This is a genomic window from Streptomyces sp. NPDC026672, assembly GCF_040638185.1.
In the GTDB taxonomy this organism is placed as follows: Bacteria; Actinomycetota; Actinomycetes; order Streptomycetales; family Streptomycetaceae; genus Streptomyces.
This window is the reverse complement of sequence record NZ_JBEZXS010000073.1, coordinates 1-25839: the sequence shown is the minus strand read 5'-3', so window position 1 is coordinate 25839 and position 25839 is coordinate 1. Positions and strand designations below refer to the sequence as shown.

Annotated in this window: 18 protein-coding genes; 6 read left to right on the top strand and 12 right to left on the bottom strand. The window is 73.4% G+C overall.

The window, feature by feature from the left end:
- Positions 1–149: 149 nt before the first annotated feature.
- The 3 genes from AB0F77_RS41325 to AB0F77_RS41315 all read right to left on the bottom strand — a co-directional run bounded on the left by AB0F77_RS41325 (position 150) and on the right by AB0F77_RS41315 (position 5949).
- The gene (locus AB0F77_RS41325) at positions 150–1826 is read right to left on the bottom strand and encodes a CDP-alcohol phosphatidyltransferase (protein ID WP_361959338.1); all 1677 of its coding nucleotides are present in this window, start codon (positions 1824–1826) and stop codon (positions 150–152) included.
- A gap of 698 nt (positions 1827–2524) precedes the next feature.
- Positions 2525–4462: a glycogen debranching N-terminal domain-containing protein gene (locus AB0F77_RS41320; protein ID WP_361959332.1), complete on the bottom strand. Its 1938-nt coding sequence runs from the start codon at positions 4460–4462 to the stop codon at positions 2525–2527.
- Positions 4459–5949, bottom strand: coding sequence for a hypothetical protein (locus AB0F77_RS41315; protein WP_361959329.1), 1491 nt, complete (start codon positions 5947–5949; stop codon positions 4459–4461). The genes AB0F77_RS41320 and AB0F77_RS41315 overlap by 4 nt, the downstream gene beginning before the upstream one ends.
- 120 nt (positions 5950–6069) lie before the next feature.
- Between AB0F77_RS41315 and AB0F77_RS41310 the strand changes: the two genes are divergently transcribed.
- The gene (locus tag AB0F77_RS41310) at positions 6070–7290 is read left to right on the top strand and encodes an ROK family protein (protein WP_361959326.1); all 1221 of its coding nucleotides are present in this window, start codon (positions 6070–6072) and stop codon (positions 7288–7290) included.
- Positions 7291–7707: 417 nt separating this feature from the next.
- On the top strand, positions 7708–10428 hold the full coding sequence (ppdK, locus tag AB0F77_RS41305) for a pyruvate, phosphate dikinase (RefSeq protein ID WP_361959323.1): 2721 nt from the start codon (positions 7708–7710) through the stop codon (positions 10426–10428).
- 122 nt (positions 10429–10550) lie between these two features.
- On the opposite strand, the gene AB0F77_RS41300 is transcribed toward ppdK, so the two are convergent.
- From AB0F77_RS41300 to AB0F77_RS41275, 6 genes are all read right to left on the bottom strand, one after another.
- Positions 10551–10874, bottom strand: a complete 324-nt coding sequence (locus AB0F77_RS41300; RefSeq protein WP_361959320.1) for a hypothetical protein — start codon at positions 10872–10874, stop codon at positions 10551–10553.
- A gap of 82 nt (positions 10875–10956) precedes the next feature.
- Positions 10957–11322, bottom strand: coding sequence for a nitrite reductase small subunit NirD (gene nirD / locus AB0F77_RS41295; RefSeq protein WP_361959317.1), 366 nt, complete (start codon positions 11320–11322; stop codon positions 10957–10959).
- Positions 11319–13934, bottom strand: coding sequence for a nitrite reductase large subunit NirB (nirB, locus tag AB0F77_RS41290; protein ID WP_361959314.1), 2616 nt, complete (start codon positions 13932–13934; stop codon positions 11319–11321). The genes nirD and nirB overlap by 4 nt, the downstream gene beginning before the upstream one ends.
- Entirely contained in the window at positions 13934–15151 is a 1218-nt protein-coding gene (locus AB0F77_RS41285) for an FAD-dependent oxidoreductase (RefSeq protein ID WP_361959311.1), read from the bottom strand. Before AB0F77_RS41285 ends, nirB begins: the two co-directional genes overlap by 1 nt.
- A 161-nt stretch (positions 15152–15312) precedes the next feature.
- Entirely contained in the window at positions 15313–15930 is a 618-nt protein-coding gene (locus AB0F77_RS41280) for a class F sortase (protein ID WP_361959308.1), read from the bottom strand.
- Between the two features lie 107 nt (positions 15931–16037).
- Entirely contained in the window at positions 16038–16562 is a 525-nt protein-coding gene (locus AB0F77_RS41275; RefSeq protein WP_361959305.1) for a hypothetical protein, read from the bottom strand.
- 377 nt (positions 16563–16939) lie between these two features.
- Between AB0F77_RS41275 and AB0F77_RS41270 the strand changes: the two genes are divergently transcribed.
- The gene (locus tag AB0F77_RS41270; protein ID WP_361959302.1) at positions 16940–17362 is read left to right on the top strand and encodes a gamma-glutamylcyclotransferase family protein; all 423 of its coding nucleotides are present in this window, start codon (positions 16940–16942) and stop codon (positions 17360–17362) included.
- A gap of 51 nt (positions 17363–17413) precedes the next feature.
- Here AB0F77_RS41270 and AB0F77_RS41265 read toward each other — a convergent pair whose 3' ends face one another.
- Both AB0F77_RS41265 and AB0F77_RS41260 read right to left on the bottom strand, forming a co-directional pair.
- A complete protein-coding gene (locus AB0F77_RS41265; protein ID WP_361959299.1) occupies positions 17414–19525 on the bottom strand; it encodes a molybdopterin oxidoreductase family protein in 2112 nt (703 codons plus the stop codon).
- A gap of 150 nt (positions 19526–19675) precedes the next feature.
- A complete protein-coding gene (locus AB0F77_RS41260) occupies positions 19676–20371 on the bottom strand; it encodes an ElyC/SanA/YdcF family protein (RefSeq protein WP_361959297.1) in 696 nt (231 codons plus the stop codon).
- Positions 20372–20846: 475 nt separating this feature from the next.
- Between AB0F77_RS41260 and AB0F77_RS41255 the strand changes: the two genes are divergently transcribed.
- Entirely contained in the window at positions 20847–21548 is a 702-nt protein-coding gene (locus AB0F77_RS41255; RefSeq protein ID WP_361959335.1) for a CbiX/SirB N-terminal domain-containing protein, read from the top strand.
- 55 nt (positions 21549–21603) lie between these two features.
- Here the strand turns inward: AB0F77_RS41255 and AB0F77_RS41250 are convergent, their stop codons facing one another.
- Complete coding sequence (locus AB0F77_RS41250; RefSeq protein ID WP_361959295.1) at positions 21604–22893, bottom strand: hypothetical protein; 1290 nt, start codon at positions 22891–22893, stop codon at positions 21604–21606.
- Positions 22894–23076: 183 nt separating this feature from the next.
- On the opposite strand from AB0F77_RS41250, the gene AB0F77_RS41245 reads away from it, so the two are divergent.
- Positions 23077–24348 carry a deoxyguanosinetriphosphate triphosphohydrolase gene (locus AB0F77_RS41245; RefSeq protein WP_361959292.1) on the top strand — a complete coding sequence of 424 codons (1272 nt, stop codon included), beginning with the start codon at positions 23077–23079 and terminating at the stop codon, positions 24346–24348.
- Between the two features lie 135 nt (positions 24349–24483).
- A complete protein-coding gene (locus AB0F77_RS41240) occupies positions 24484–25749 on the top strand; it encodes an FAD-dependent oxidoreductase (RefSeq protein WP_361959289.1) in 1266 nt (421 codons plus the stop codon).
- The last annotated feature ends 90 nt before the right edge of the window (positions 25750–25839 follow it).

Genomic DNA, 25839 nt, shown 5'->3' with positions numbered 1-25839 from the left:
GAGCGAGTAACTCCCACTCCTGGTCAGTGAGTTCATGACGGCGTACCACAACACCATCATCTACCACCCGAACGATCTTTGAAGACGGACCCTAGTACAACCCGCTCGCCCATGGTCCGGCCCGCTCGTCCACCACCCGTGCCGGTCGGTCAGCCCTTCTTCGGGTGGGGGGTCGAGCCGTACGCCGTCAGGAAGCGGTCGCGGAAGGCGCTCATCTTCCAGACCGGGGCGTCGTGCGCCGGGCGCAGACCGTCCGTCCAGTTCCAGCTGTCGACCTTGTCCAGCACCTTCGGGTCCTTGGAGATGATCGAGATCGGCACGTCACGGCTGGCGTGGTTGCCGCTGACCCGGGCGATGGGCTGGTGGTCGCCGAGGACCACGAGGACGGTGTCGTCGGTGCCGTAGCGCTCCAGCCACTGGCTCATCGAGGTCACCGAGTACTGGATCGACTTGCCGTACTCCTCACGGGACTTGGTGGTGTCGGCGATGACGTCCGCGGACTTGTTGCCGGCCGCCTCGATGTCCTTGAAGACCGAGCCGTCGCCGAGCTGGTCCCACGGCACGAGCTTCGGGATCGGGGCCCAGGGCTGGTGGCTGGAGGTCAGGATCAGGAACGACATCAGGTCCTTGCCGTCCGCGGGCTTCTTGCTGTGCACCCGCTGCTGGAACTGCTCCAGGGCGTACTGGTCCGGCATCGTCGACCAGCTGAACTTCGGTCCCTTGTAGCCCAGCTGGAAGGCGTTGTAGACCTTGTCGAGGCCGTAGTACTTCTGCTCGGGCCAGCCCTTCTGCACACCCGGCATCACACCGACGGTGTCCCAGGCGCCGGTCTTCTCGAACGCCTTGGTGAGGCTGAGGTGGTCGCTCGCCATGACCGTGCGGTAGCGCTGCTGGTTGTTGATCCACAGGCCCGACATGGTCGTGGAGTGGCCGAGCCAGCTGCCGCCGCCGTACGTCGCCGACGTCAGCCAGCCGCTCTTCGCGTGGTAACCGGCCTTGGCGAGGGCCGCGGTGTTGTCGGTGAGCGACTGGTCGACGCCCGGGGCCATGATCGGGTCCTCGATGGCGCTGCGGCCGTAGCTCTCGATGAACGTGAAGATCATGTCCTTGCCCCGCAGGTCCGGCACGAGCTGCGCGGGCGGGGTGTTGCCGAAGGCGTCGACGTTGGCGATCCTGCGGAACTCGGCCTCGTCCTTGATCGCGTCCGAGATGCGTTGGCTCTGGGACTGGAGGACGGACGCGGTGTGCTCCGAGGCGAGCGGTACGCCGGCGATCTGGATGCCGAAGGCGGAGCAGGTGATCCACACGACGCCGGCGATCAGCGTGCCCTTCGTCGCACGGGCGCCCTGCGCGGCCAGGCGGTTGGTCAGCCGGACGGTGGCGAGGGCGAGCAGCGCGTACAGCAGGGCGACGACGAGGACGGCGCCGGCGCTCGCGAGGATCGCGACCGTGCGGCCGAGGGAGTCCTCCAGGTACGACTCCGCGTCGCCGAGCAGGCTCCAGTCGAGCACGGCGTTGAAGCCCCGGCCGAGGTACTGGTTGAAGCCCATGTCCAGCAGGTTCAGCATCGTCGTCGCGGCGAGCACCACACCGGCGAACGCGGCCACGACGATCCGCGGCCTGCGGGGGAGGGCCAGCGCGACGGCGGCGCCGATGATCGCCTCGCCCGGGAGCCGGGTGAAATCGGTGATGCCCAGGTCGACGACGGTGCTGGGCAGCAGGAGGGCGCCGATCACGAGGACCAGCGAGAGCAGGGTGACGGCGAGGGACAGCGCGCGGGCGGCCTCCGGATGCCCCTCCCGCCACTCGCTCCGCCGCTGCCGCAGCCGCCCCCACCAGGAGACCGCGTCGCTCGCACCGGAATCGCCCGCCCCGGAGACGACTTCGCCTCCGACGCCGCGCCCCGCTTCCGGTGGCGCTTCGGGGGCGTCCCCGGGGGTGCTGTCCGTGGTGGGGGCCTCGGCGTTGGGCTTGTCGTCGGTGGCGTCGTGGTCTGCCGCAGGGGTGGCTTCGGCGGTGGTGCGCTCGTGCTCGGGCGCGTCCTTCGCGTCCTCGTCGGAGGTACGTCCCGCCTTCGGCGTGGCTTCGGGGGCGTCGACGGGGGTGTCGTCCGCGGTCGGGGCCCCGGTGGCCGAGTCGTCGGCGGTCGTGTGATCAGGCTCGCCGGCGTCCTCGTCCGGAACGCGGGTCGTCTCCGGGGCGTTGGCCGGGGGGTTCGTGTCCTCGCGGTCAGGTGCCGCGTCCGCGCCCCCGCCGGTCCTGTTCTCGGTGTCCGGGCCGGCAGGCGTGGTCGTCGGGGGCTCCTCGGGCTGCCCAGGGGCGTTCGGCGTTTCTCGGATGCTCGTGTCCTGGGACAACCCGGGGTCCTTCCGTTGCGTGGCCCGTGGCGGCGGGCGGCGGGGTCCGCCGTCTTTCCGTACGGTTCGTCCCCGCCCGCCGTTCACACCCGAGTGCAAACACCGGGCAAACGCCTCGTCAACTCCCTTCCACCGCCCCCGGCGCCTCCCGGCGCCCCCGCTTCCCCTCAGGCCCCGCCGACCGCCGTGAGCAGCGCCAGCGGCGCCGCCGCGGAGCGGGATTCGCGGACGCACGCGTGCGGGTACGGCACCGGCTCGGGGTGGGTGTCACGGCCGTACCCGGCGAGCACCTCCGGCAGCCGGTGGCCCGTCGCCGTCGCCGCGTCCACCAGCCCGTGCGCCACCGCCCGCGCCTCGTCGTGCAGACCGTACCGTGCGAGACCCAGCGTGATCAGCGCGTTGTCGTGCGGCCAGACCGAACCGCGGTGGTAGGAGAGGGGGTGGTACGCCGCCTGCCCGGCCGCGAGCGTACGCACCCCCCAGCCCGAGAAGAAGTCCGGCTCCAGCAGCCTGCGGCCCACCTGTTCGCCGTACTCCTTGTCCAGCAGCCCCGACCACAGCAGATGCCCCGCGTCGGAGGCCAGCGCGTCCACCTGACGGCCCTCCCCGTCCAGCGCCAGCGCCGGGAAGGAGTGCTCCCGCATCCAGAAGTCCCGCTGGAACCGGTCGCGCAGATCGGCCGCCGCCTGTTCGAGCAGCGCCGCGTACGTCGTGTCGCCCCACACCGTCCGCGCCACCCACGCCGTGCGCCGCAGCGCGTCGTACGCGTACCCCTGCGCCCCCGCCGCCATCACCGGCCCGCTCGGGCGGGTGCCGTCGGCCGAGCAGATGGCGCCGGGGGAGTCCTTCCAGTTCTGGTTGGCGAGCCCGCCCTCGTCGGCCCGGTACACGAGGTAACCCCGCGAGGTCAGCCCGCCGTGGTCCAGCATCCAGCCGACCGCCGCACGGGCGTGCCGCTCCAGCCGCCGGGCCAGAGCGGTGTCCCCGGTCCGCTCCACGTACGCCCCGAGCAGCACGAGGAACAGCGGGGTCGCGTCGACCGAGCCGTAGTAACGCCCGTACGGCACCTGCCCGAAGTGTGCCAGCTCCCCGTGCCGCACCTCGTGCACGATCTTGCCGGGCTGGGCGACGGCCGAGGCGAGCGTCCGTGTCGCCTGCGCGGCGGCCAGCGCGGGCAGGGTGGCGGCCGCGAGCCGCGGTCGGTAGGGCAGTGCGAACAGCGAGGTGAGCAGGGCGTCCCGGCCGAGCAGGGTGAGGAACCAGGGGGCGCCGCCCGCCGGCACCCGCAGCTCCTCGCCGTCCGGGCCGGTCGCCGGGACCTGGAGCGCCGCGAGGTCGGCGAGCCCCCGCGCACAGGCGGACGCCAGCTCGGGCCAGCCCGTCGGAAAGGCCACGCCCTCCACGAACTCGCCCTCCAGCGCCCGGAGTTGTCCGGTCACGGCGGCGGGGGAGCGCGGGACGCGCAGCGCGCGCCGCTCGCCGTGCGGACGCGCGATGACCCGCACGATCAGCTCGGCCGTGCCGTGCGGTGCGAGGTCCAGGGTCCACACCAGCCGCCGTGCACCGGTGCCGGTCTCCTCGACGCCGTCCGGGGCCGGGTCGGACGTGATGGTCGTACGGGACCGCCACTCGCCGCGCGTGTAGGTGAACTCCAGCCCGTCGTCCAGGACTTCACGCGAGCGCACCACGCCGGTCTTGGTGTACGTGCGGTGGTCCGCGCGGAGTTCGAACTGGTCCGCGAAGTCGGCGTCCGCGGTGATCGCGAGCCGTAACGCCGTGGGCACCGGGCGGTTGCTGGTCACCCGCAGTGATTCGACGAACGAGCCGCCCGCGACGGCCTGTTCACGGAAGACGGTGTGCGCGGGCGGCTCCTGCCGGCCGCCGCGCGGGACGAGCACACAGCGCGCCGCGTCCCCGTCCGCGACCGGTGTCAGGGTCTCCGGCACCGCGCCGTCGACCGTGAGCTGCCAGCGGCTGAGGTGCCGGGCGTCCCTGACGAACAGTCCGTCGGGGGAACTGCCGCCCCGTACGCCGCTGATGTCGCCGCCGTCGCCCACCGCGGCGAACGTCGCGCCGTGCACGAGCAGATGCTGCCGGTCCGTCATCCCCGGTCCCCTCCCTTGTCGCCCTTGCCACCCTTGTTGACCTTGTCGCTCTTGTCGTGCCGGTCTTCCCGGTCTTCCTGTTCTTTCTGGTCCTTCTGCTCCGTCGCGGAGGCCGCCGTGTGCCGCGGGCGCTCGTGCAGCAGGTCCAGCGCGAGCGCCGCGGTCCAGCCGAACCCGGTCGCCCCGCACGCCTCGCCGGTGTACGGGTCGACGTACTCCGCGAAGTCGGTGGCGTCGGCCGTCTCCAGGACCGACTCCCGCAGCGCGTCGGCCCGTTGCCGCTCCCCGTGCAGCCGCAGCCCGCGCTCCAGCAGCCAGCTCGTGTTGAACCAGGCCGGGCCGCGCCAGTAGCGGTGCGGGTCGAACGCCTCCCCGAGGAGGTCGTAGCTCGGCACCAGACGGGTCGTGTCGCCCAGGCCGAAGTGCGGGCCGCCGGCCGTGCGGACCAGCGCGGCGGCGACCTCGCGGGGCAGACCGGGCAGCAGCAGCGGGATCAGTCCGGACACCCCGCGTTCCGGGACCAGCCCGGCGCCGCGCACGTCCCGGCACAGGAACATGCCCTCGGCGGGGGCCCACAGCCGCTCCACCAGCGCCGCGGTCAGGCGCTCCGCGCGTGCGCGGCGGGCCGTGGCGGTCGCGCCCAGCTCGCCGGCGATCCGCGCCAGCGCGTGCTCCGAGGCGATCAGCAGCGCGTTGAACGACGGGTCCTCCACCGCGAACTCGCCCTGCCCGTCGGCGTATCCGCCGTCCCGGTAGTCCGTCGCCAGCCGTACGTACCGTCCGTAGTCCAGGTCGGTCGGGCGGTCCTCGGGGGCGCCGTGGTCGAGGTCGGCGCGGCGGAAGGAGCGGGCCGGGGCCGGTGCGACCCGGGAGAGCGGGGCGTCCCAGCAGGGGCTGTTGTCCATGCCCTGCTCCCAGGGGTGCACCACGGACGCGAGGCCCCCGCCGCCCAGGTCGCGCCGGTGCAGCAGATAGCGGTGCCAGGCGGCGAGCCGCGGGTAGACCCGGGCCAGGAAGCCGCGGGCCCGGGACAGTCCGGGATCGGCGCGGTGCACCAGCCAGGCCGCCAGCGCGTGCACCGGTGGCTGCACGATGCCGGACGTCTGTACGGTGCGCGGGGCGCCCGCGGCGCGGCCCGCCGTGGTCGAGCGCCAGAAGTCGGGGCTCGGGAAGTAGGCGTCGAGCGGTACGGAGGGGTTGAAGACGATGTGCGGCACACGTCCGTCGGCCCACTGCGCGGCCAGCAGCGTCTCCAGCTCCGTCTGGGCCCTGAGCGGCGACAGGTGGCGCAGTCCGATCGCGATGAACGCCGAGTCCCAGGACCACTGGTGCGGATACAGGCTCCGCGAGGGCACCGTGGACGTGCCGGTCCAGTTGTCCTCCAGCACCCGCGCGGCCCTGACGTGCAGCGACCCGGGTGGGGGCGGCGGATCGTATACGGCCTCGTACTCCGCGCGGTGGGCAGTGAGCTGGGCTGTGCGATCCACTCGGGGCTCCCCGAAGACGTCGGGCCGGCCGGGTTCGGCTACGGCTACCGTAGGGTTACGTCTATTTAACACGCAAAACTCAATATGTAATGCAGGCTTGGGAAACACAAGGGGGTGCGCATGACCGGACGGCCCGGCAGGACCGGCAGGGGCGGCAGTCAGGCCGGTGCCGGCGATCTGCTCGAACTGGTGCGCAGCGGGCGGGCGACCACACGCGGTGCCCTTCAGCAGGCCACCGGACTGTCCCGGGCGACCGTCGGCCACCGCCTCGACCGGCTGTTCCGCGCGGGCTGGCTGCGCGAGGGCGCCGGCGGCCCGGTGGACTCACCGCTCGGCGGACGCCCCTCGATCACCCTGGAGTTCGACGGCTCCCACGCGCTCGTCCTCGCCGCCGACCTCGACACCAGGCACGCCCGCGCCGCCCTCCTCGGCCTCACCGGGGACGTCCTCGCCGAGCGCTCGGGCACCCTGGTCGTGGAGGAAGGACCGGAGGCCGTCCTCGGCGAACTCGGCCGCTGGTTCGCCGAGTTGCTGGCCGGTACCGGGCGCGGGGCGGACGAGGTGTGCGGCATCGGACTGGCGGTGCCGGGCCCGGTCGACAGCGAGACCGGCCGGGTGGTGCAGCCGCCGATCATGCCGGGCTGGGACGGCTACGACATCAGGGGCCGCCTCTCCCGCGCGTTCACCGAGCACACCGGTGCCCCCGCGCTGCCCGTCCTCGTCGACAACGACGCCAACCTCATGGCGTACGGCGAGCAGCGCACCGGCTACCCCGACTGCTCGGCCTTCGTCCTGGTCAAGGTCTCCACCGGCATCGGCGCCGGCGTGGTCGTCAACGGCTCGGTCTTCCGCGGGATCGACGGCGGCGCCGGGGACATCGGGCACATCAGGGTCGGTGCGGAGGCGCTGTGCCGCTGCGGCTCGTACGGCTGTCTGGCCGCCGTCGCGAGCGGCGGCGCCGTGGCCCGGCGGCTCGCCGAGTCCGGGGTGCCCGCGGCCTCCGGCTCGGACGTCCGGGCCCTGCTGGCGGCCGGGCACCCGGAGGCGACCGGGCTCGCCCGTGAGGCCGGCCGCCGGGTCGGGGACGTCCTCGCCACGGTCGTGACCCTGCTCAACCCCGGCGTGCTGATGATCGCCGGCGACCTCGCCGGGACGCCCTTCGTCACCGGCGTGCGCGAGCTGCTCTACCAGCGGGCGCTGCCCCGCTCGACGGCCCGCCTGGAGGTGGTCACCTCCCGGCTCGGTGAGCGGGCAGGACTGGTCGGCGCCGGAGCGCTGGTCGTGGAGCACCTGTACGCGCCCGAACGGGTCGAGGAGCGGCTGACGGCGCTCGGTGTGTGACGAGCGGGTTTCCGCGCCGGGTCCTGTCCCGGACGACGTCCGCATGGTGGAATTCGCCCTCCTGTGGGAACGTGATTCTCGCCACCCTTGATAAGGGTTCCGCTCAGATGAGCGGATCATGACCGACTGCACTTCTCCAAGGGGTGGCACTCAGTGCCACCCCTTGAGTGTTCGCCGACCGAAATCAAGCGTGGCTATAGTCGCTCATATGAGCGCAGGAACGGTACCTCCGGGCAGTGCTCCGTTCAAGAAGTGAAAACATCGACCGTCCGTCGCTTGCCAAGCCTTGACTTTCGATCCAGTGGCGGACGGCTGGTTACAGGCGTATGACGCACGAGTGGACGTACCCAGGCGCCTTCGATCTGGGTATGTTCCTCGCCGTCAGGGCAGCCACCGCGTCCTCGAGGAGTCGAGACCGTGTCGGAAAACAAGGATCCCCGTGCGGTGAAGTTCGTTTACGACTTCACCGAGGGCAACAAGGACCTCAAGGACCTCCTCGGCGGCAAGGGCGCGAACCTCGCCGAGATGACCAATCTGGGGCTCCCCGTCCCGCCGGGCTTCACGATCACCACCGAGGCGTGCAAGGTCTACCTCGACAGCGGACAGGAGCCGGCGGCACTGCGTGACGAGGTGAGTGCGCACCTCGACGCCCTCGAACAGCGGATGGGCAAGCGGCTCGGCCAGGCCGACGACCCCTTCCTCGTCTCCGTCCGGTCCGGGGCGAAGTTCTCCATGCCCGGCATGATGGACACCGTCCTGAACATCGGCCTCTCCGACGCCTCCGTGCAGGGCCTCGCCAAGCAGGCCGGCGACGAACGCTTCGCCTGGGACTCCTACCGGCGCCTCATCCAGATGTTCGGCAAGACCGTGCTCGGCGTCGACGGCGACCTCTTCGAGGGCGCGCTCGACAAGGCCAAGGAGACCAAGAAGGTCACGGTCGACACCGATCTGGACGCCCCCGACCTGAAGAAGCTGGTCACCGCCTTCAAGAAGATCGTCAAGAAGGAGGCCGGCCGGGACTTCCCGCAGGACCCGCGCGAGCAGATGGACCTCGCCGTCAAGGCGGTCTTCGACTCCTGGAACGGCGACCGCGCCAAGCTCTACCGCCGCCAGGAACGCATCCCGCACGACCTCGGCACCGCCGTCAACGTCTGCTCGATGGTCTTCGGCAACCTCGGCCCGGACTCCGGCACCGGCGTCGCCTTCACCCGCGACCCCGCCTCCGGCCACCAGGGCGTCTACGGCGACTACCTCCAGAACGCCCAGGGCGAGGACGTCGTCGCCGGCATCCGCAACACGGTCCCGCTCGCCGAGCTGGAGCGGATCGACAAGGCGTCGTACGACCGGCTCATGCAGATCATGGAGACCCTGGAGAACCACTACAAGGACCTCTGCGACATCGAGTTCACCATCGAGCGCGGACAGCTGTGGATGCTCCAGACGCGGGTGGGCAAGCGCACCGCCGGCGCCGCCTTCCGCATCGCCACCCAGCTCGTCGACCAGGGCCTGATCGACGAGACCGAGGCCCTCCAGCGCGTCACCGGCGCCCAGCTCGCCCAGCTGATGTTCCCCCGCTTCGACGAGCACGCCAAGACCGAGCAGATCGGGCGGGGCATCGCGGCCTCGCCGGGCGCGGCCGTCGGCAAGGCGGTCTTCGACTCGTACACCGCCGTGAAGTGGTCCCGTTCGGGCGAGAAGGTCATCCTGGTCCGCCGCGAGACCAACCCCGACGACCTCGACGGCATGATCGCGGCCGAGGGCATCCTCACCAGCCGGGGCGGCAAGACCTCCCACGCGGCCGTGGTCGCTCGCGGCATGGGCAAGACGTGCGTGTGCGGCGCGGAGGAGCTGGAGGTCGACACCAAACGGCGCCGGATGACCGTGCCGGGCGGGCGGGTCGTCGAGGAGGGCGACCTGATCTCCATCGACGGCTCGACGGGCAAGGTCCACCTGGGCGAGGTCCCGGTGGTCCCCTCGCCGGTCGTGGAGTACTTCGAGGGCCGGATGCACGCGGGCGCCGACGACGCCGACGAGCTGGTCGAGGCCGTGCACCGCATCATGGCCTTCGCCGACCGCAAGCGCCGGCTGCGGGTGCGCGCCAACGCGGACAACGCCGAGGACGCGCTGCGCGCCCGCCGCTTCGGCGCCCAGGGGATCGGGCTGTGCCGTACGGAGCACATGTTCCTCGGCGATCGGCGCGAACTGGTCGAGAGGCTGATCCTGGCCGACACGGAGGCCGAGCGCGAGGAGTCGCTGAAGGAGCTGCTCCCGCTCCAGAAGCAGGACTTCGTGGAGCTGTTCGAGGCGATGGACGGGCTGCCGGTCACCATCCGCCTGCTCGACCCGCCGCTGCACGAGTTCCTGCCGGACATCACCGAGCTGTCGGTGCGCGTGGCGCTGGCCGAGTCCCGGCAGGAGCCGCACGAGAACGAGCTGAGGCTGCTCCAGGCCGTGCACCGGCTGCACGAGCAGAACCCGATGCTGGGGCTGCGCGGCGTACGCCTCGGCCTGGTCATCCCCGGCCTGTTCACGATGCAGGTCCGGGCGATCGCCGAGGCCGCGGCGGCGCGCAGGGCGGCGAAGGGCGACCCGCGCGCCGAGATCATGATTCCGCTCGTCGGCACGGTCCAGGAGCTGGAGATCGTCCGCGACGAGGCCGACCAGGTCGTCGCGGAGGTGGAGGCGGCCACCGGGACCGAGCTGAGGCTCGCCGTCGGCACGATGATCGAGCTGCCGCGTGCCGCGCTCACCGCGGGGCAGATCGCGGAGGCGGCGGAGTTCTTCTCCTTCGGCACCAACGACCTGACGCAGACGGTGTGGGGTTTCAGCCGCGACGACGTCGAGGCGTCGTTCTTCACGGCCTACCTGGAGAAGGGCATCTTCGGGGTGTCCCCCTTCGAGACGATCGACAGGGACGGCGTCGGCTCGCTGGTCGAGGCGGCGGCCAGGGCGGGCCGCGCGACCCGCCCCGACCTGAAGCTCGGCGTCTGCGGCGAGCACGGCGGCGACCCCGAGTCGGTCCACTTCTTCCACGAGGTCGGCCTCGACTACGTCTCCTGCTCCCCGTTCCGCATCCCGGTGGCCCGCCTGGAAGCGGGCCGCGCGGCGACGAGCCCCCGGACCACGACCGGCGGCTGACCCATCAACCCCGGAGGCCGTGACCGGTCACCGACCCTCACGCCGACCACCGCGGCCTCCGGCACCCGGAGGGGGCGACACCCTGTGCGGGGGTGCCGCCCCCTCTTCCGTCTTTCGGCTGCTCAGCGGTTGCAGTGCCGCGCTTGTGCCCTGTCGAAGCCCGCCGAGTATCCGTCGACGTACCCCCGGGCATAGGAACCGCTGCCGCGGCTGTGCGCGCCTCCGTAACCCCGCCCGCAGTGCTGTCCGTCCCCGTAGCCGTCGCGGACACCGTCTCTGAAGCCCCGCCAGTAGTTCCTGTCCACCTCCGGAGCCGCTGTGGCTGTCCTGGCGTGCGTTTCGGCCGGCACCGCGGCAGCCGCCGCCTGAGGCAGCCCCGCCGGAGCGAGGGCCAGCGCGAGAGCCGAGCCCGTGACGACGGAGCGCCTCCAGTTCCAACCGTTCATGACCTTCCCTCCTCGCAACACAAGCCTGACGCCGTACATTTCAACGCTAATCACCCGTACGGTCGTCGCAACTTGACACCCGTCAAGCGGACCCGGCCTGCTCCAGACGGAGGGCGTACGTCGGTACGTGGATTGTTTCGTCGTCCAGGCAGTGGCCCGTGGTCAGGTCGAAGCGTTGTTTGAGGAGGGGGGACGCCACGTAGGGGCGGCCCTGGTGGGTACCGGTCAGGCCCCGGGAGAGGACCGCCGCGCCGGTGAACGGGTCGCGGTTGTCGATGGCGTACAGGTGGCCCGCGCGGTCGCGGAAGACGGCGACCTGGCGGCCGTCCGGCAGCAGCGCCGCCACACCGCGGCCCGGCTCCACCACGCTCGCCTCGCAGAGGGTGAACCAGGTGTCCGCCAGGCGGAGCTGGAGCAGGAGGCCGGTCGTCTCGGGTGCCAGGGTCATCGCTGGGCGCTTCCTTCCAGGACGTCTTCCGCGGGCCGCGAGCCGATCGACAGCAGCGGCAGGTCGGGCTTCATCTGGTCGCGCTCGGGCACGAAGCCCACGACCGGGTCGGGGGTGTCGGGCGCGTTCACGAAGGACACGAACCGGGCCAGTTTCCCGGGGTCGTTGATGGTCTCGGCCCACTCGTCGCGGTAGTGCACGACGTGCGCCGCCATCAGCTCCTCCAACTCCGCGCAGATGCCCAGCGAGTCGTGCACGACCACGTCCCGCACATGGTCGAGGCCGCCCGGGATCCGCTCCAGCCAGACCGACGTGCGCTCCAGCCGGTCCGCCGTACGGATGTAGAACATGAGGAACCGGTCGATCAGACGGACCAGTTCGGCGTCGGACAGGTCCTGCGCGAGCAGGTCCGCGTGGCGCGGGGTGGCCCCGCCGTTGCCGCCGACGTACAGGTTCCAGCCGCCCGCCGTCGCGATGACGCCGAAGTCCTTCGACTGGGCCTCCGCGCACTCCCGCGCGCACCCGGAGACCGCCGACTTCAGCTTGTGCGGCGAGCGCAGCCCCCGGTAGCGCAGCTCCAGGTCGATCGCCATGCGCACCGAGTCCTGCACGCCGTACCGGCACCAGGTCTGCCCCACACAGGACTTCACCGTGCGCAGCGACTTGCCGTACGCATGCCCCGACTCGAAGCCCGCATCCACCAACCGCGCCCAGATCAACGGCAGTTGCTCCACCCGGGCGCCGAACATGTCGATCCGCTGACCACCCGTGATCTTGGTGTAGAGGCCGAAGTCCCGGGCCACCTCCCCGATCACGATGAGCTTCTCCGGGGCGATCTCCCCGCCGGGGATGCGCGGCACGACCGAGTACGAGCCGTTGCGCTGGAGGTTGGCGAGGAAGTGGTCGTTGGTGTCCTGGAGAGCCGCCTGCTCGCCCTCCAGGACGTAACCGCTCGCGCCGATCGTGGGCGCGAGGGAGGCGATGATCGAGCCGACCGTCGGCTTGCAGACCTCGCAGCCCTCCCCGCCCCGCGCCGCCTCCCGCCCGTGGCGGTCCAGGAGGTCCCGGAACGACGTGATCCGCAGCGCGAGCACGATCTCGTACAGCTCCTCGCGGGTCTGCCCGAAGCAGCCGCACAGACCCTTGTCGACCTCGACCCCGCTCGCCTCCAGCTCCGCCGTGACCAGCTGGCCCAGCACCTTGACGCAGCTTCCGCAGCCCGTGCCGGCCCTGGTGCACTTCTTCACCTCGGGCACGGTCGTGCAGGAGTGCTCCGTCACCGCGGCGCGGATCGTGCCCTTGGTGACGTTGTGGCAGGAGCAGATCACCGCCTCGTCGGGCAGCGCGGACGGGCCGAGCTGCGCCGGGCCGCCCGCGCCCGCCGGGAGCACCAACTGCTCGGGGGAGACCGGCGGGACCGAGCCGGTGAGGGCGCGCAGCGTGCCGTACGCCTCCGCGTCGCCGACCAGGACGCCGCCGAGGAGCGTGCCGTCCCGGCCGATGACCAGCTTCTTGTAGAGACCCGCGCGGGAGTCGGAGTAGACGACGTCGAGGCAGTCCTCGGCGGTGCCGTGCGCGTCGCCGAAGGACGCCACGTCCACGCCGAGCAGCTTCAGCTTGGTGGACAGGTCGGCGCCGGTGAACGCGGGCGGTTCGTCCTCGTCGGCGGCGATCGTCGCGGCCGCCGTCGCCGCCTGCTCGTACCCGGGCGCCACCAGCCCGTACACCCGGCCGTCCGCCGCGAGCGCGCACTCGCCGATCGCGAACACATGCGGGTCGGTGACCGTGCGGCACTGCTCGTCGACCGCGACGCCGCCGCGCTCGCCGACCGCGAGGCCGCAATCCCGGGCCAGTTGGTCGCGGGGCCGGACACCGGCGCTGAACACCACCAGATCGGTGGCGAGTTCGGATCCGTCGGACAGCCTCATGCCGGTGACGGCGCCCGCGGCGTCCGTCACGATCTCCTGGGTGCCCGTCCCGGTGCGCACGGTCAGGCCCATGCCCTCGACGGTCCGCAGCAGTGCCGCGCCACCGCCCTCGTCCACCTGCACCGGCATCAGCCGCGGCGCGAACTCCACGATGTGCGTGGTGAGTCCGAGTCCCTTGAGCGCGCCCGCGGCCTCCAGCCCGAGCAGCCCGCCGCCGACCACCGCGCCGGTCGTCGCCCGTGCCCCGGCGTACTCCTCGATGGCGAGCAGGTCCTCGATCGTCCGGTAGACGAAGCAGCCCTCGGCGTCCTTGCCCGGGACGGGCGGTACGAACGGGTAGGAGCCGGTGGCCAGCACGAGCGTGTCGTAGCCGACGGTCAGCCCGGAGCGCGCCGTGACCTTCCGGGCGGCGCGGTCGACGGTCTCTGCCGGGTCGCCCAGGTGCAGCTCGATCCCGTGCTCCTCGATGAACCCCGCGTCCGTCAGGGAGAGTTCGTCGGGTGTGCGGCCCGCGAAGTACGAGGTGAGCTGCACGCGGTCGTAGGCCGGACGCGGCTCCTCGCACAGCACGACGACGCGGTGCGTGGCGGTCAGGCCGCGCTCGGCGAGCGCTTCGAGGAAGCGCTGGCCGACCATGCCGTGGCCGACGAGCACGATCGTGGGGCGGGCGGCCGTCGTGGACATCAGGAGCCTCCGTCGTTGGTGAGCAGATGGAGCAGCGGGCCGCCGTCCGCGGGGAGCGGCTCGGCGCCCTCCCAGGCGCGGGCGAGCGCGCCGACGGTGCCGAGTTCGCCGACGAGCACGCCGCCGACCAGCCGGTCCTCGCGGACGACGACCTTGCGGTAGGTGCCCCGGGTGGCGTCCGCGAGCCGTACGACGTCGTCGCCGGGGCGCGGCTCGGTCTCGCCGAACGCGGCGAGGTCGAAGGGGGAGTCGTGGCCCGTCAGGGTGAGCCGGGTCAGCGAACGGGTGCCGGTGTAGCGGGCGTCGGAGCGTCCGGCCAGCAACTCGGCGAGCACGTCGGCCTGTTCGAGGGCCGGGGTGGCGAGGCCGTAGACCGTGCCGGCGTGCTGGGCGCAGTCGCCGACGGCGTGGATGTGCGGGTCGGAGGTGCGCAGTTCGTCGTCGACGAGGACGCCCCGCCGGACGGCGAGCCCGGCGTCCTCGGCGAGGCCGACCCGCGGGCGCACCCCGCAGGCGACGACCACGAGGTCGGCGTCCAGGGCGTAGCCGTCGGCCAGTTCGACCGAGCGGACCGCGCCGGCGACGCAGCGCACGTCCCGCACCCGGCACTCGGTGTGCACCTCGACGCCCAGCTCCCGCAGGTGCCGCAGCACCAACCGTGATGCATCGGGGTCGAGTTGGCGCTCCATGAGCCGCTCGGCCTGCTGGGCGAGGACGACCTGCGCGCCGCGCGCGGCGAGCGCGCGGGCCGCCGACACCCCGAGCAGGCCGCCGCCCACGACCACGGCCCGCACGCCCGGCCGGACCGCGGCGGACAGGGCCGCGCAGTCGTCCATGGTGCGGAACGCGTGGACGCCCTCGGGCAGCCGGTGGTCCGGGGTGAACAGGCCGCGCAGGGGCGGGAGTACGGGGTTGGAGCCGGTGGCGAGGACCAGCGTGCCGTAGCCGATCTCCGAGCCGTCGGCGCAGAGCAGTGCGCGCCGCTTCCGGTCGATGCCGGTGACCCGGGCGCGGACGAGGTCCGCCGGGGCGGGCAGCGCGATCACGTCGGGCCCGTAGCGGCCGGCCAGCACCTCGGCGAGCAGGACCCGGTTGTACGGGCGGTGCTCCTCCTCGCCGACGAGCAGTGCGGGCGTACCCAGCTCACCGAGCCGCCGGGCGAGCCGTACGCCCGCGAGGCCGGCGCCGATCACCACCACACGCGTCTTCGAGGTCATGCACGGCAGCGTGCGCGGCGGACGTTACCCACCGGCATCCCCCCTGTTTCCCCCACGGAACGCTGCCCTCAGCGGGGGAGGGGAGGGGGTGTGAGGGGCGCCCGCCGCCCGTCGCGGCGCAGGTCGGCGGGTCGGCGGGTCGGCGGGCGGCGGGCGGCGGGTCAGCGGCTGGACGTGAGGTGGGCGAAGACCACCACGTTGCCCTGGTAGCCGGTCGACTTCGAGTAGCCGCCGCCGCAGGTGATCACCCGTAGCTCCGGGCGCTTCGCCGCGCCGTACACCTTCTCGTCGGGGAACTCGCTCGCCCGGTAGACCTCGACGGCGTCGACGGTGAACACGGCCACGCTGCCGTCGCGCCGGTCGAGTTCGATCCGGGCGCCGCGCCGCAGGGCGCCGAGGTCGTAGAAGACGGCGGGCCCCCGCGCGTTGTCGACGTGGCCCGCGACGACGGCGGTGCCCGTCTCGCCGGGCGCGGTGCCGGCCTCGTACCAGCCGGCCAGGTTCCTGTCGTCGGCGGGCGGCGCGTCGAGGCTGCCGGACTCCGTCAGGCCGAGGCCCGTCAGCGGGGCGTCGACGCGGATCGAGGGGATGCGGACGCGGGTCGGCGGGGACGGCGGCATGGCGGGTGCGGAGAGCCGTTCCTCGGCGGGGTCCGGGCGGCCCTCGGCGGCGGTGGGCTGCGGCGGGGCGTGGGTGTCGGCGGTGCCCAGCAGCCAGACCCCGCCGCCCAGGGCGACCAGGGTGACGGCGGCTATCGCGGTGTCCCCGACCTTGCGCATACGAACCTCCCGGAGCTCGACCCCCTCCCCCTCCGGGCCGCGAGGGGCGTCGGACCCGGAGGGGGCGGGACTTGCGGTACCGGCGGACGGACAGCGGAGGGTGTCCGTCAGATCCCGTCGCCTCTCGCCCGGCGATGCAGGAGCCAGGTACCGCCCGCGGCGGCGACGGCCAGAGCCGCCACGCCCGCCGCGGTCTGCACGGGGTCGGGGCCCAGAGCGCCGCCGACCCCCGTCTTCACGCTTCCCCTCGGTTGCGCCCCGCCCGGCGCCCCGGCCGCCCCGGCCAGCGTCACCGTCAGATCGCCGGTGACCTCGCCGCCGCCCTCCGCGCACGTCGCGACGATCTCGTACGTCCCCGGCTGCGCGCTCGGCGGCACCCGGAACTGGCCGATCGCGTCACCCTCGTGCGCGCTCGGCGCGAGGGTGAACGTCCCGGCGCCGACGGCACCGGCGTCACCGGTCGCCGAACCGTCGCCGCACGCCTTGGTGTTGACCGTGACCTGGGCGCCGGGCACGGCGGTGGACGGGTACACCTCAAGGCCGCCGGTGCCGCCGTACGCGGGCGCGGTGGCGAGCCCCGCCGCGGCGACGGCGAGCGCGGTACCGGTCAGCATGCGGGCGGTGCGTCGCATGGTGCTCCCTCGACGAGTCGGTCTCTGTCCGGCGGGGCAGCGGCCCGTGGCACCTCCGTGTGCCGCCGGGCGGTCGCGCCCCTGCCCTACCGAGGTAAAGGGCACCGGCCCGCGCCCGCTTGTCGAGATACGGCGGCGACTGGGATGAACGGGTGTCGCCCCGCCCGCCGCGAGCGCCGCCCGCGGCGGAGTTCGGGCAGGTCACCCGCCGTGCGGTCGGCTCCGCCCCAAGTGAACCCGAACGGCCCCGGGCCCAACGGCGAACGAGTGACCCCACCCAGGGCGCCCTCCGCCGCCGAACCCGCCCCCGCACGGGGGTGCGTCCGGGTCGGCGCACGTTCACCGCGTTCAGGGTGGCGGGGGAGAGAATCGGTCCTGTGACCACCCCGGAACTGCCGTTCTTCGTCTACGGGACCCTCCGCCCCGGCGAGGTCAACCACGACCGGTACCTGCGGGGCCGCACCGCGGTGGAGGAACCCGGCCGGCTCGGCGGCGCGGTGCTGTACGACGGGCCGGGCTATCCGTACGCCGTCGAGGCGCCGCAGGGAGCGGTGCACGGCGAACTCGTCACCCCGCTGCCCGAGCGGTACGGCCGACTCCTCGCGGAACTCGACCGGTTGGAGGAGTACGTGGCGGGTGACCCCGGCAACCTCTACGAACGCGTCGCACGCGACGTCCGCCGCCCCGACGGCAGCGCCGTGCACGCCTGGGTGTACGTCGCTGCCCCCGCCGTCGCCGCCCGGCTGCGCGCCCGGGGCACGCTCATCGAGGGCGGCGACTGGCACGGGCGGCGGGGCTAGCTCCGGGGCCGGAAGTCGTCGGACGGCTCCCTCCTGGAGGCACACCCGCTCCTAGGGGCGCAGCGCCTCCACCCGTACCGCGCACGTCTTGAACTCCGGCATGCGGGACGTCGGGTCGAGGGCCGGGTTGGTGAGGGTGTTGGCGCGGCCCTCGCCCGGCCAGTGGAAGGGCATGAACACGGTGTCCGGGCGGATCGCGGAGGTCACCCGGGCCGGCGCGACGGCGCGGCCCCGGCGGGAGACCACCGCCACGGGGTCGCCGTCGACCGCCCCGAGCCGCGCCGCGAGCCGCGGGTGCAACTCCACGAACGGGCCCGGCGCGGCGGCGTTCAGCTCGGCCACGCGCCGCGTCTGCGCCCCCGACTGGTACTGCGCCACGACCCGGCCCGTGGTCAACAGCAGCGGATACTCCTCGTCCGGCTCCTCGGCCGCCTGCCGATGCGCCACGGCGACGAACCGCGCCCGCCCGTCCTCGGTGGCGAACCGGTCGAGGAAGAGACGGGGCGTACCCGGGTGCCCTTCGTCGACGGCCGCCGTCTCCGTGCCGTCCGCCGGGGATGTGGCCGGGCAGGGCCAGAAGACGCCGTTCTCGGCTGCCAGTCGGCGGTAGGTGATGCCCGAGTAGTCGGCGGGGCCGCCCGCGGTCGCCCGGCGGAGTTCCTCGAAGACCTCCTCCGCGTCCGTCGGGAAGCCCTTCTCCACGCCCAGGCGGGACGCCAGTTCGTGCAGCACCTCCAGGTCGCTGCGGACCCCCTCCGGCGGTGTGACCGCCCGGCGGCGCAGCAGCACCCGGCCCTCCAGACTCGTCGTCGTCCCCGTCTCCTCCGCCCACTGCGTCACCGGCAGCACGACGTCCGCGAGGCGCGCCGTCTCCGAGAGCACCACGTCGGCCACCGCCAGGAAGTCCAGCGACCGCAGCCGCTCCTCCACATGTGCGGCCCGCGGCGCCGACACCACCGGGTTGGACCCCATCAGCAGCAGCGCCCGCACGTCCGTGCCCAGCGCGTCGAGGAGTTCGTACGCGCTGCGCCCGGGGCCGGGCAGCGTGTCCGGGTCCACCCCCCACACCTCGGCCACGTGCCGCCGCGCCGCCGGGTCCGTCAGCTTGCGGTAGCCGGGCAACTGGTCGGCCTTCTGGCCGTGTTCGCGCCCGCCCTGCCCGTTGCCCTGCCCGGTCAGACACCCGTACCCGGACAGCGGACGTCCCGCCCGCCCGGTCGCCAGGCACAGGTTGATCCACGCGCTCACCGTGTCGGTGCCCTTGGACTGCTGCTCGGGCCCGCGCGCCGTGAGCACCATCGCCGCCTCGGGCTCGCAGAACATCCTTACCACCTCGCGGAGTTGCGGCACCGGCACACCGGTGATCCGCTCCACGTACTCCGGCCAGTGCGCCATCGCCGCGGCCCGCGCCTCCTCCCAGCCGGCCGTGCGCCCACGGATGTACTCCTCGTCGGTCCGTCCCTCCGCGACCACCAGGTGCAACAGGCCGAGCGCCAGGGCGAGATCGGTGCCGGGTCGGGGTGCGAGGTGCAGGTCGGCCTGCTCGGCCGTCCGGGTCCTGCGCGGGTCGACCACGATCAACGTGCCCCCGTTCTCGCGCAGTTCGGAGAAGTACCGCAGGGCGGGCGGCATGGTCTCCGCGAGGTTGGAGCCGACGAGGATCACACACCCCGTCCGGGGGATGTCCTCCAGCGGGAACGGCAGCCCCCGGTCCAGCCCGAACGCCCTCGCCCCGGCCGCCGCCGCGGACGACATGCAGAACCTGCCGTTGTAGTCGATCTGCGAGGTGCCCAGCACGACCCGCGCGAACTTCCCCAGCGCGTAGGCCTTCTCGTTCGTCAGCCCGCCCCCGCCGAACACCCCGCACGCGTCCGGCCCGTACGCCTCCCGCGTCCCCGAGAGCCCCGCCGCGATCCGCGCCAGCGCCTCCTCCCAGGACGCGGGCACCAGCTCGCCCCCGCCGGACCGCACCAGCGGGGACGTCAGCCGCACCCGCTCCGAGAGCACCTCGGCCGCCGTACGGCCCTTGCCGCACAGCGCCCCCCGGTTCACCGGGAAGTCCGCCCGCTCGGTCACCTCGGCGCCCCCGGGGACGGGCGTCACGTTCATCCCGCACTGGAGGGCGCAGTAGGGGCAGTGGGTGGGCGTCGCGGCGGTCTCCATGCCGCTCAGCGTGCGTCGGACGTGTTACGGACCGCGGCGGCCCCCTGTTACACGGCCGGGACGACCACCTCCCCGCGCCCCGCCGCCGACGGTGAGGTCCGGTACGTACCGCCCCGGCCGTGGGCCGCCGGGAGTCCGCCCGCCCTTCGGCTACCGCCGCGCCGCCAGCGCCCGCCGCACCCCGGGCTCCTCGGGCCCCAGGAAGTGCGGATCGGGCTTGAACACCGCGTCCAGCGCCGCCTTGCCCGCCGCGAACACCTCGCGGGTGCCGCCGTAGTACCAGGTCACGTCGTGCCGGTCCGCGGCCCCCACGCCGTACGACGTGACGCCCGCCGCCTCGCACAGCGCCACCGCGCGCCGGATGTGGAAGCCCTGGCTGATCAGCACCGCCCGGTCGACCCCGAAGATCCGCTTCGCCCGCACACAGGAGTCCCAGGTGTCGAATCCGGCGTAGTCGCCGACCACGCGGGTGTCCGGGACGCCGTGCCGGACGAGATAGGCGCGCATCGCGTCCGGCTCGTCGTAGTCCTCGCGGCTGTTGTCGCCGGTCACGAGCACGACCTCGATCCGCCCCTCGCGGTACAACTGTGCGGCCGCGTCCAGCCGGTGCGCGAGGTACGGCGACGGCTCACCGTCCCACAGCCCTGCCCCGAAGACCACGGCCACCTGCGCACGCGGCACGTCGGCCGTGCCGTACAGCCGCCCGGACGTCGACACGAACAGCCACGCCGACGGCAGCAGCGCCAGCACGCACACGGCCATCACGCCCTGCACCAGACGCCGCCGACCGGTGCGCGTGCGCGGCAGCCGTGGCCGCGGCAGCGGTCGCAGTCGACCGATCCTCATACGTCCCCCCGGTTCGCCCCGCCCTTGAGGACGCCGGCCCGAGCGGTCCGGTTCACCTCACACCGGGCGGCCCGGCGGTGTGAACCGCCCGCAAACACCCGTGACCGCGGTGCAACGGGAGCGCAACCCGCGGCCGCCAGGATCTTCGCATGACCGCACGGCGCACTTCATGAACGGCCCCGACCCGGACGGCCCCGGTACCGGCAGGGGCGGCCCCGGCATCGGCAGGGACGCCCCCGGCTCGGACGGTCCCGACACCGGCTCGGACGGTCCCGGCCTCGGCCCGGACGGCCCCGGTACCGGCAGGGACGGCACTGGCCCGGACGGCCCCGGCAACGGCTTGGACGCCCCCGGCCTGGACGCCCCCGGCCCGGACGGCCCCCGCCCCGGCAGGAACGACTCCGCCCCCGTCCCGCTTTACGGCGGACGCTGCCCCGTCCCGCTCCACGGTGGACGCCGCCCCGGTCCGCCCGTCCTGGTGCTCGTGGCCCACGGCAGCCGCGACCCCCGCGCGCTGAAGACGGTCCACGCCCTCATGGACCGCGTACGGGCGCTGCGTCCGTCCGTCCCCGTGCGCCTCGGCCACATCGAGCTGAACGAGCCCCTACTGCCCGACACCCTCGCCGCGCTCGGGAACCGGCCCGCCGTCCTCGTCCCGCTGCTCCTCGCCCGCGGCCACCACGTCAAGCGGGACATCCCCGGCGCGGCGGACGCCGCAGGCCCGCACGTCCGCGTGGCGGCCCCCCTCGGCCCGCACCCCCTCCTGGCGGCCACCCTGCACGCCCGCCTCGCCGAGGCCGGCTGGCCGGGCGACGCGCCCCGGCGCGGGACCGCGGTCGTCCTCGCGGCGGCGGGCTCCCGCGACCCCGACTCGGCCCGGGACACCCGCGCCACGGCGGCCCTCCTGGCGGCCCGACTGGGCGTCCCGGTCCTCCCCGCCTACGCCTCGGCGGCCGGCCCCACGGTCCCCGAGGCGGTCCGCGTCCTGCGCGCCGAGGGCCACACCCGCATCGCCCTGGCCTCCTGCTTCACCGCCCCGGGCCGCTTCGCCTCCCAGTGCGCACAGGCGGCCCCCTGGCTGGCGGCGGCCCCGCTGGGAGCCCACGAGGCGATGGCCACCCTGATCCTCCACCGCTACGACCGGAGCCTGTCGGCCCCGGCAAGAGCGGCTGCCTAGGGATCTCCGGCGGTGTCTTGCCGGCCCGGCGGCCCTACCGCCGGGCGCGGGTCGGTCAGTTGACGGCCAGGACCGCGGTGTTGTTCGTGAGGTCCGGGTCGAAGTCGAAGGGACGCGTGCCGAACTCGCCGAACGCGGGGTGGATGCTCACGGCACCGGTCGCGCCGGGCACCACGGTGTCGATGCGCAAGGAGAACACGAACGTGCGCCGGCTGTCCTCCAGCGCCCAGTACGGCAGCTCGCAGTCGTAGCGTGAGGCGCCCGTCTGCTGCGGGTGGCAGTCCGACGGCACACCGGTGACCGTGGTGCCCCGGGGCACGATCAGCCGGACCACGGCGACCGGGTCGCCGGAGCCGAGGTAACCGACCCAGGCCGGGCCGTTGTTCTCGAACGTGAGCTCGGCCGTGACCGTTCTGCCCGCCGCGCCGGAGACGGCGTCACCGGTCACGGAGAAGTCCGCGGTGTTGTCGGCGCGGATCCCGAGGGCCACGTAGTCGTTCTCGGAGTTGATGTCCTGGGCCCCGTCGCCCGGCTCGACGCCGATGTCGAGCCGCTCCTTCAGCGCGTGCGGGGCGAGCCGTACCGTCAGCGGCTCGGGCAGCTCGAAGGAGTCGCCCGGCGCCAGCACCTGGTCGAACTCGCAGATCACGTTGTTCGACGGTGCGTCGTCGCCGCCCGTCGTGCGGTAGTCGCAGGCGTCGTACCGGGTCGGATCCGTCAGACCGTGCGAGGCGTACATCCTGACGGTGAGCCCGTTCGCGCTCTCGTCGCCCTTGTTTGTGATCTTGAACGGGATCGTCCGCTCGTCGCCGGGCCGACCGTCCTCGACGCCGGTGATGGGGGCGATGGCGAGGTCGGGCCCCGCGCTGACGGTGAGCGTGGTGTCGAAGCTCTCGTGCGGCGCGACGAGCGTGCCGTCGGGTCCGCCGGTGGCCGTCGCCTCGTAGGTGATCCTGCCCCGCGCCCCGAGTTCGGCGCCGTCGGCCGCGCGCACCGTCAGGAACACCTGGTCCTCGTGGTCGCCGCCGATCACGGGCACCTCGGGGATGCTGCACACCGCGCTCGTGCCGCTCGGCACGCAGTTGTCGGGCCAGGTCACCTCGGCGACCCCGGCGAGGTCGGAGACGTCGACGGTGAGCCTGCCGTCGGTCACCGTGAAGTTCTTGTTGTCGTGGTAGACGCCGACGCCGAGGGTGCGGGACTGCGGCCGACCGCCGTCGGCGCCCAGCGGCAGCGTCTGCTCGTACGGCTCGTTGATCCATAACTGGTCGGTCTGCCGCGGGTCGTCGTCGGCGAACGCGGGCGCTGCGAGGCCGGCGGCCAGCAGACCGGCCGCCACCGTCACGGCGGTACCGGATCCGAGACGTACCCGGCGTCCGACGGAGAACGGTCTCATTGCTCCCCCCAAGGGTGTGGTGGATACGACAGATGCGCCGACGGTCCCGGCGCACCGGAAGGATCATCACACGTCAGGGGGCCCGCGGCGCCCCGGTTTTTCGGCCTCGCCGACGAGCCCTACTGTCGAACCATGGCACCCGCACAGCTCTCCGCCTACGACCCGGCGTCAGCCGAACGCTGGGCACCCGAACCCGACAAACGTCCAGGTCGCACCGCCTTCCAACGTGATCGCGCCCGCATCCTGCACAGCGCATCGCTCCGCCGCCTCGCCGGAAAGACCCAGGTCGTCACCCCCGGCGAGCACAGCCAGGCGTGGGACGCCAGCCCCCGCACCCGCCTCACCCACTCCCTGGAGTGCGCCCAGGTCGGCCGCGAGCTCGGCGCCGCCCTCGGCTGCGACCCCGACCTCGTAGAGGCCGCCTGCCTCTCCCACGACCTCGGCCACCCCCCGTTCGGCCACAACGGCGAACAGGCCCTCAACGAGTTCGCCGACGACTGCGGCGGCTTCGAGGGCAACGCCCAGTCCCTGCGCCTGCTCACCCGCATCGAGCCCAAGCGCTTCACCCCGGAGGGCTCCGTCGGCCTCAACCTCACCCGCGCCGCCCTCGACGCCGCCACCAAGTACCCCTGGCCGCGCGGCGCCCACCCCACCGACCCGGCCTCCCGCAAGTTCGGCGTGTACGAGGACGACCGGCCGGTGTTCGACTGGGTCCGCAAGGACGCGCCCGGCACCCGCACCTGCTTCGAGGCCCAGGTCATGGACTGGTCCGACGACGTGGCGTACTCGGTGCACGACGTCGAGGACGGCCTGCACGCCGGACACGTCGACCCGAACCTGCTGCACGCCGAGCCCGAGCGGCAGGCGGTCCTCGCGGTCGCCGTCGGCCGCTACGTCCCCGCGGACACCGACCCCGCCGAACTCGCCGCCGCCCTCGACCGGCTCCAGGACCAGGAGTGGTGGCCGCACGGCTACGACGGCACCGCGGTCGCGCAGGCCCGCCTCAAGGACGCCACCAGCCAGCTCATCGGACGCTTCTGCCTGGCCGCGGAGGCCGCCACCCGGGAGGCGTACGGCGGCGGCCCGCTGACCCGGTACGGCGCCGAACTCGTCGTACCGAGGAGCACCCGCATGGAGTGCGCGGTCCTCAAGGCGGTCGCCGACCGGTACGTCATGCAGCGCGCCGAGCAGGAACGGCTCCGCGCCGACCAGCGGATCGTCGTCGCCGAACTCGCCGAGGCGCTCACCGCCCGCGCCCCCGACGGCCTCGACCCGCAGTTCCACGCGCTGTTCGAGGCGGCGCCGGACGACCACACCCGCAAGCGGGTGATCGTCGACCAGATCGCCTCCCTCACCGACGCCTCCGCCCGCTCGCTGCACGCGCGCCTGACGGGACGCGCGTGACACGCGCGTGAGACTGGCGGGGCGGACGTGACCTGGGCCGGCCCCCCCGTGGCCTGATCGGGTCACTCCCCCTTCCCGCAGCACACGCGGTGCGGGACGCTCGCATGTGGCGACACCCTTACGAGGAGGCATCAAGTGGTCGACGCGGATCAGACATTCGTCATCGTCGGAGGTGGCCTGGCCGGCGCCAAGGCGGCCGAGACCCTCCGGGCGGAGGGCTTCACCGGCCGCGTGATACTGATCTGCGACGAACGGGACCACCCCTACGAACGTCCCCCGCTGTCCAAGGGCTTCCTGCTCGGCAAGGAGGAACGCGACAGCGTCTTCGTGCACGAACCCGCCTGGTACGCGCAGAACGACGTCGAACTCCACCTCGGCCAGACCGTCGACGCGATCGACCGCGCCGCGAAGACCGTGCGCTTCGGCGACGACGGCACCCAGGTCCACTACGACAAGCTGCTGCTGGCCACCGGCGCCGAGCCGCGCCGGCTCGACATCCCCGGCACGGACCTCGCCGGCGTCCACCACCTGCGGCGGCTCGCGCACGCCGAGCGGCTCAAGGGCGTGCTCGCCGCGCTCGGCCGGGACAACGGGCACATCGTGATCGCGGGCGGCGGCTGGATCGGCCTGGAGGTCGCGGCGGCGGCCCGCGAGTACGGCGCCGAGGTCACCGTCGTCGAACCCGCGCAGACCCCGCTGCACGGCGCCCTCGGCCCCGAGCTGGGCAACCTCTTCGCCGAGCTGCACCGCGAGCACGGCGTCCGCTTCCACTTCGGGGCCCGCCTGACGGAGATCGTCGGCCAGGACGGCATGGTCCTCGCGGCCCGCACGGACGACGGCGAGGAACACCCCGCGCACGACGTCCTCGCGGCGATCGGCGCCGCCCCGCGCACCGGGCTCGCCGAGGCGGCCGGCCTGGAGCTGGCCGACCGGGCGCACGGCGGGGGAGTGGTGGTGGACGAGCGGCTGCGCACGTCCGACCCCGACATCTTCGCGGCCGGCGACGTGGCCTCCTTCCCGCACGGGCTGTTCGACACCCGGCTGCGCGTCGAGCACTGGGCGAACGCCCTCAACGGCGGGCCCGCGGCGGCCCGCGCGATGCTCGGCAGGGACATCACCTACGACCGGGTGCCCTACTTCTTCTCCGACCAGTACGACCTGGGCATGGAGTACAGCGGCTGGGCGCCGCCGGGCTCGTACGACCAGGTCGTGATCCGGGGCGACGCCGGAAAGCGGCAGTTCATCGCCTTCTGGACGAGGGAGGGCCGGGTGCTCGCGGGGATGAACGTCAATGTGTGGGACGTCACAGAGCCCATCCAGCGGCTGGTCCGCTCCCGCGCCCGCGTGGACATGGAGGCCCTGGCCGATCCGCGCGTACCGCTGGAGAGCCTGGGCGCCTAGGGCGTGTTTCGAAAGTCCCGCCTGGCCCGCGACGCCTGGCACGCACACTCGCTGCGTTGTCGGAACGCCCGAGTACATCCAGTACGAGGG

Bases quoted from the DNA above. Each gene is read 5' to 3' on its own strand.
- AB0F77_RS41265 (WP_361959299.1), bottom strand. From the start codon at position 19,525: ATGGAGACCGCCGCGACGCCCACCCACTGCCCCTACTGCGCCCTCCAG.
- nirD (WP_361959317.1), bottom strand. From the start codon at position 11,322: ATGACCCTGGCACCCGAGACGACCGGCCTCCTGCTCCAGCTCCGCCTG.
- AB0F77_RS41310 (WP_361959326.1), top strand. From the start codon at position 6,070: ATGACCGGACGGCCCGGCAGGACCGGCAGGGGCGGCAGTCAGGCCGGT.
- AB0F77_RS41280 (WP_361959308.1), bottom strand. From the start codon at position 15,930: ATGCGCAAGGTCGGGGACACCGCGATAGCCGCCGTCACCCTGGTCGCC.
- AB0F77_RS41320 (WP_361959332.1), bottom strand. From the start codon at position 4,462: ATGACGGACCGGCAGCATCTGCTCGTGCACGGCGCGACGTTCGCCGCG.
- AB0F77_RS41300 (WP_361959320.1), bottom strand. From the start codon at position 10,874: ATGAACGGTTGGAACTGGAGGCGCTCCGTCGTCACGGGCTCGGCTCTC.
- AB0F77_RS41245 (WP_361959292.1), top strand. From the start codon at position 23,077: ATGGCACCCGCACAGCTCTCCGCCTACGACCCGGCGTCAGCCGAACGC.
- nirB (WP_361959314.1), bottom strand. From the start codon at position 13,934: ATGTCCACGACGGCCGCCCGCCCCACGATCGTGCTCGTCGGCCACGGC.
- AB0F77_RS41285 (WP_361959311.1), bottom strand. From the start codon at position 15,151: ATGACCTCGAAGACGCGTGTGGTGGTGATCGGCGCCGGCCTCGCGGGC.
- AB0F77_RS41275 (WP_361959305.1), bottom strand. From the start codon at position 16,562: ATGCGACGCACCGCCCGCATGCTGACCGGTACCGCGCTCGCCGTCGCC.
- AB0F77_RS41260 (WP_361959297.1), bottom strand. From the start codon at position 20,371: ATGAGGATCGGTCGACTGCGACCGCTGCCGCGGCCACGGCTGCCGCGC.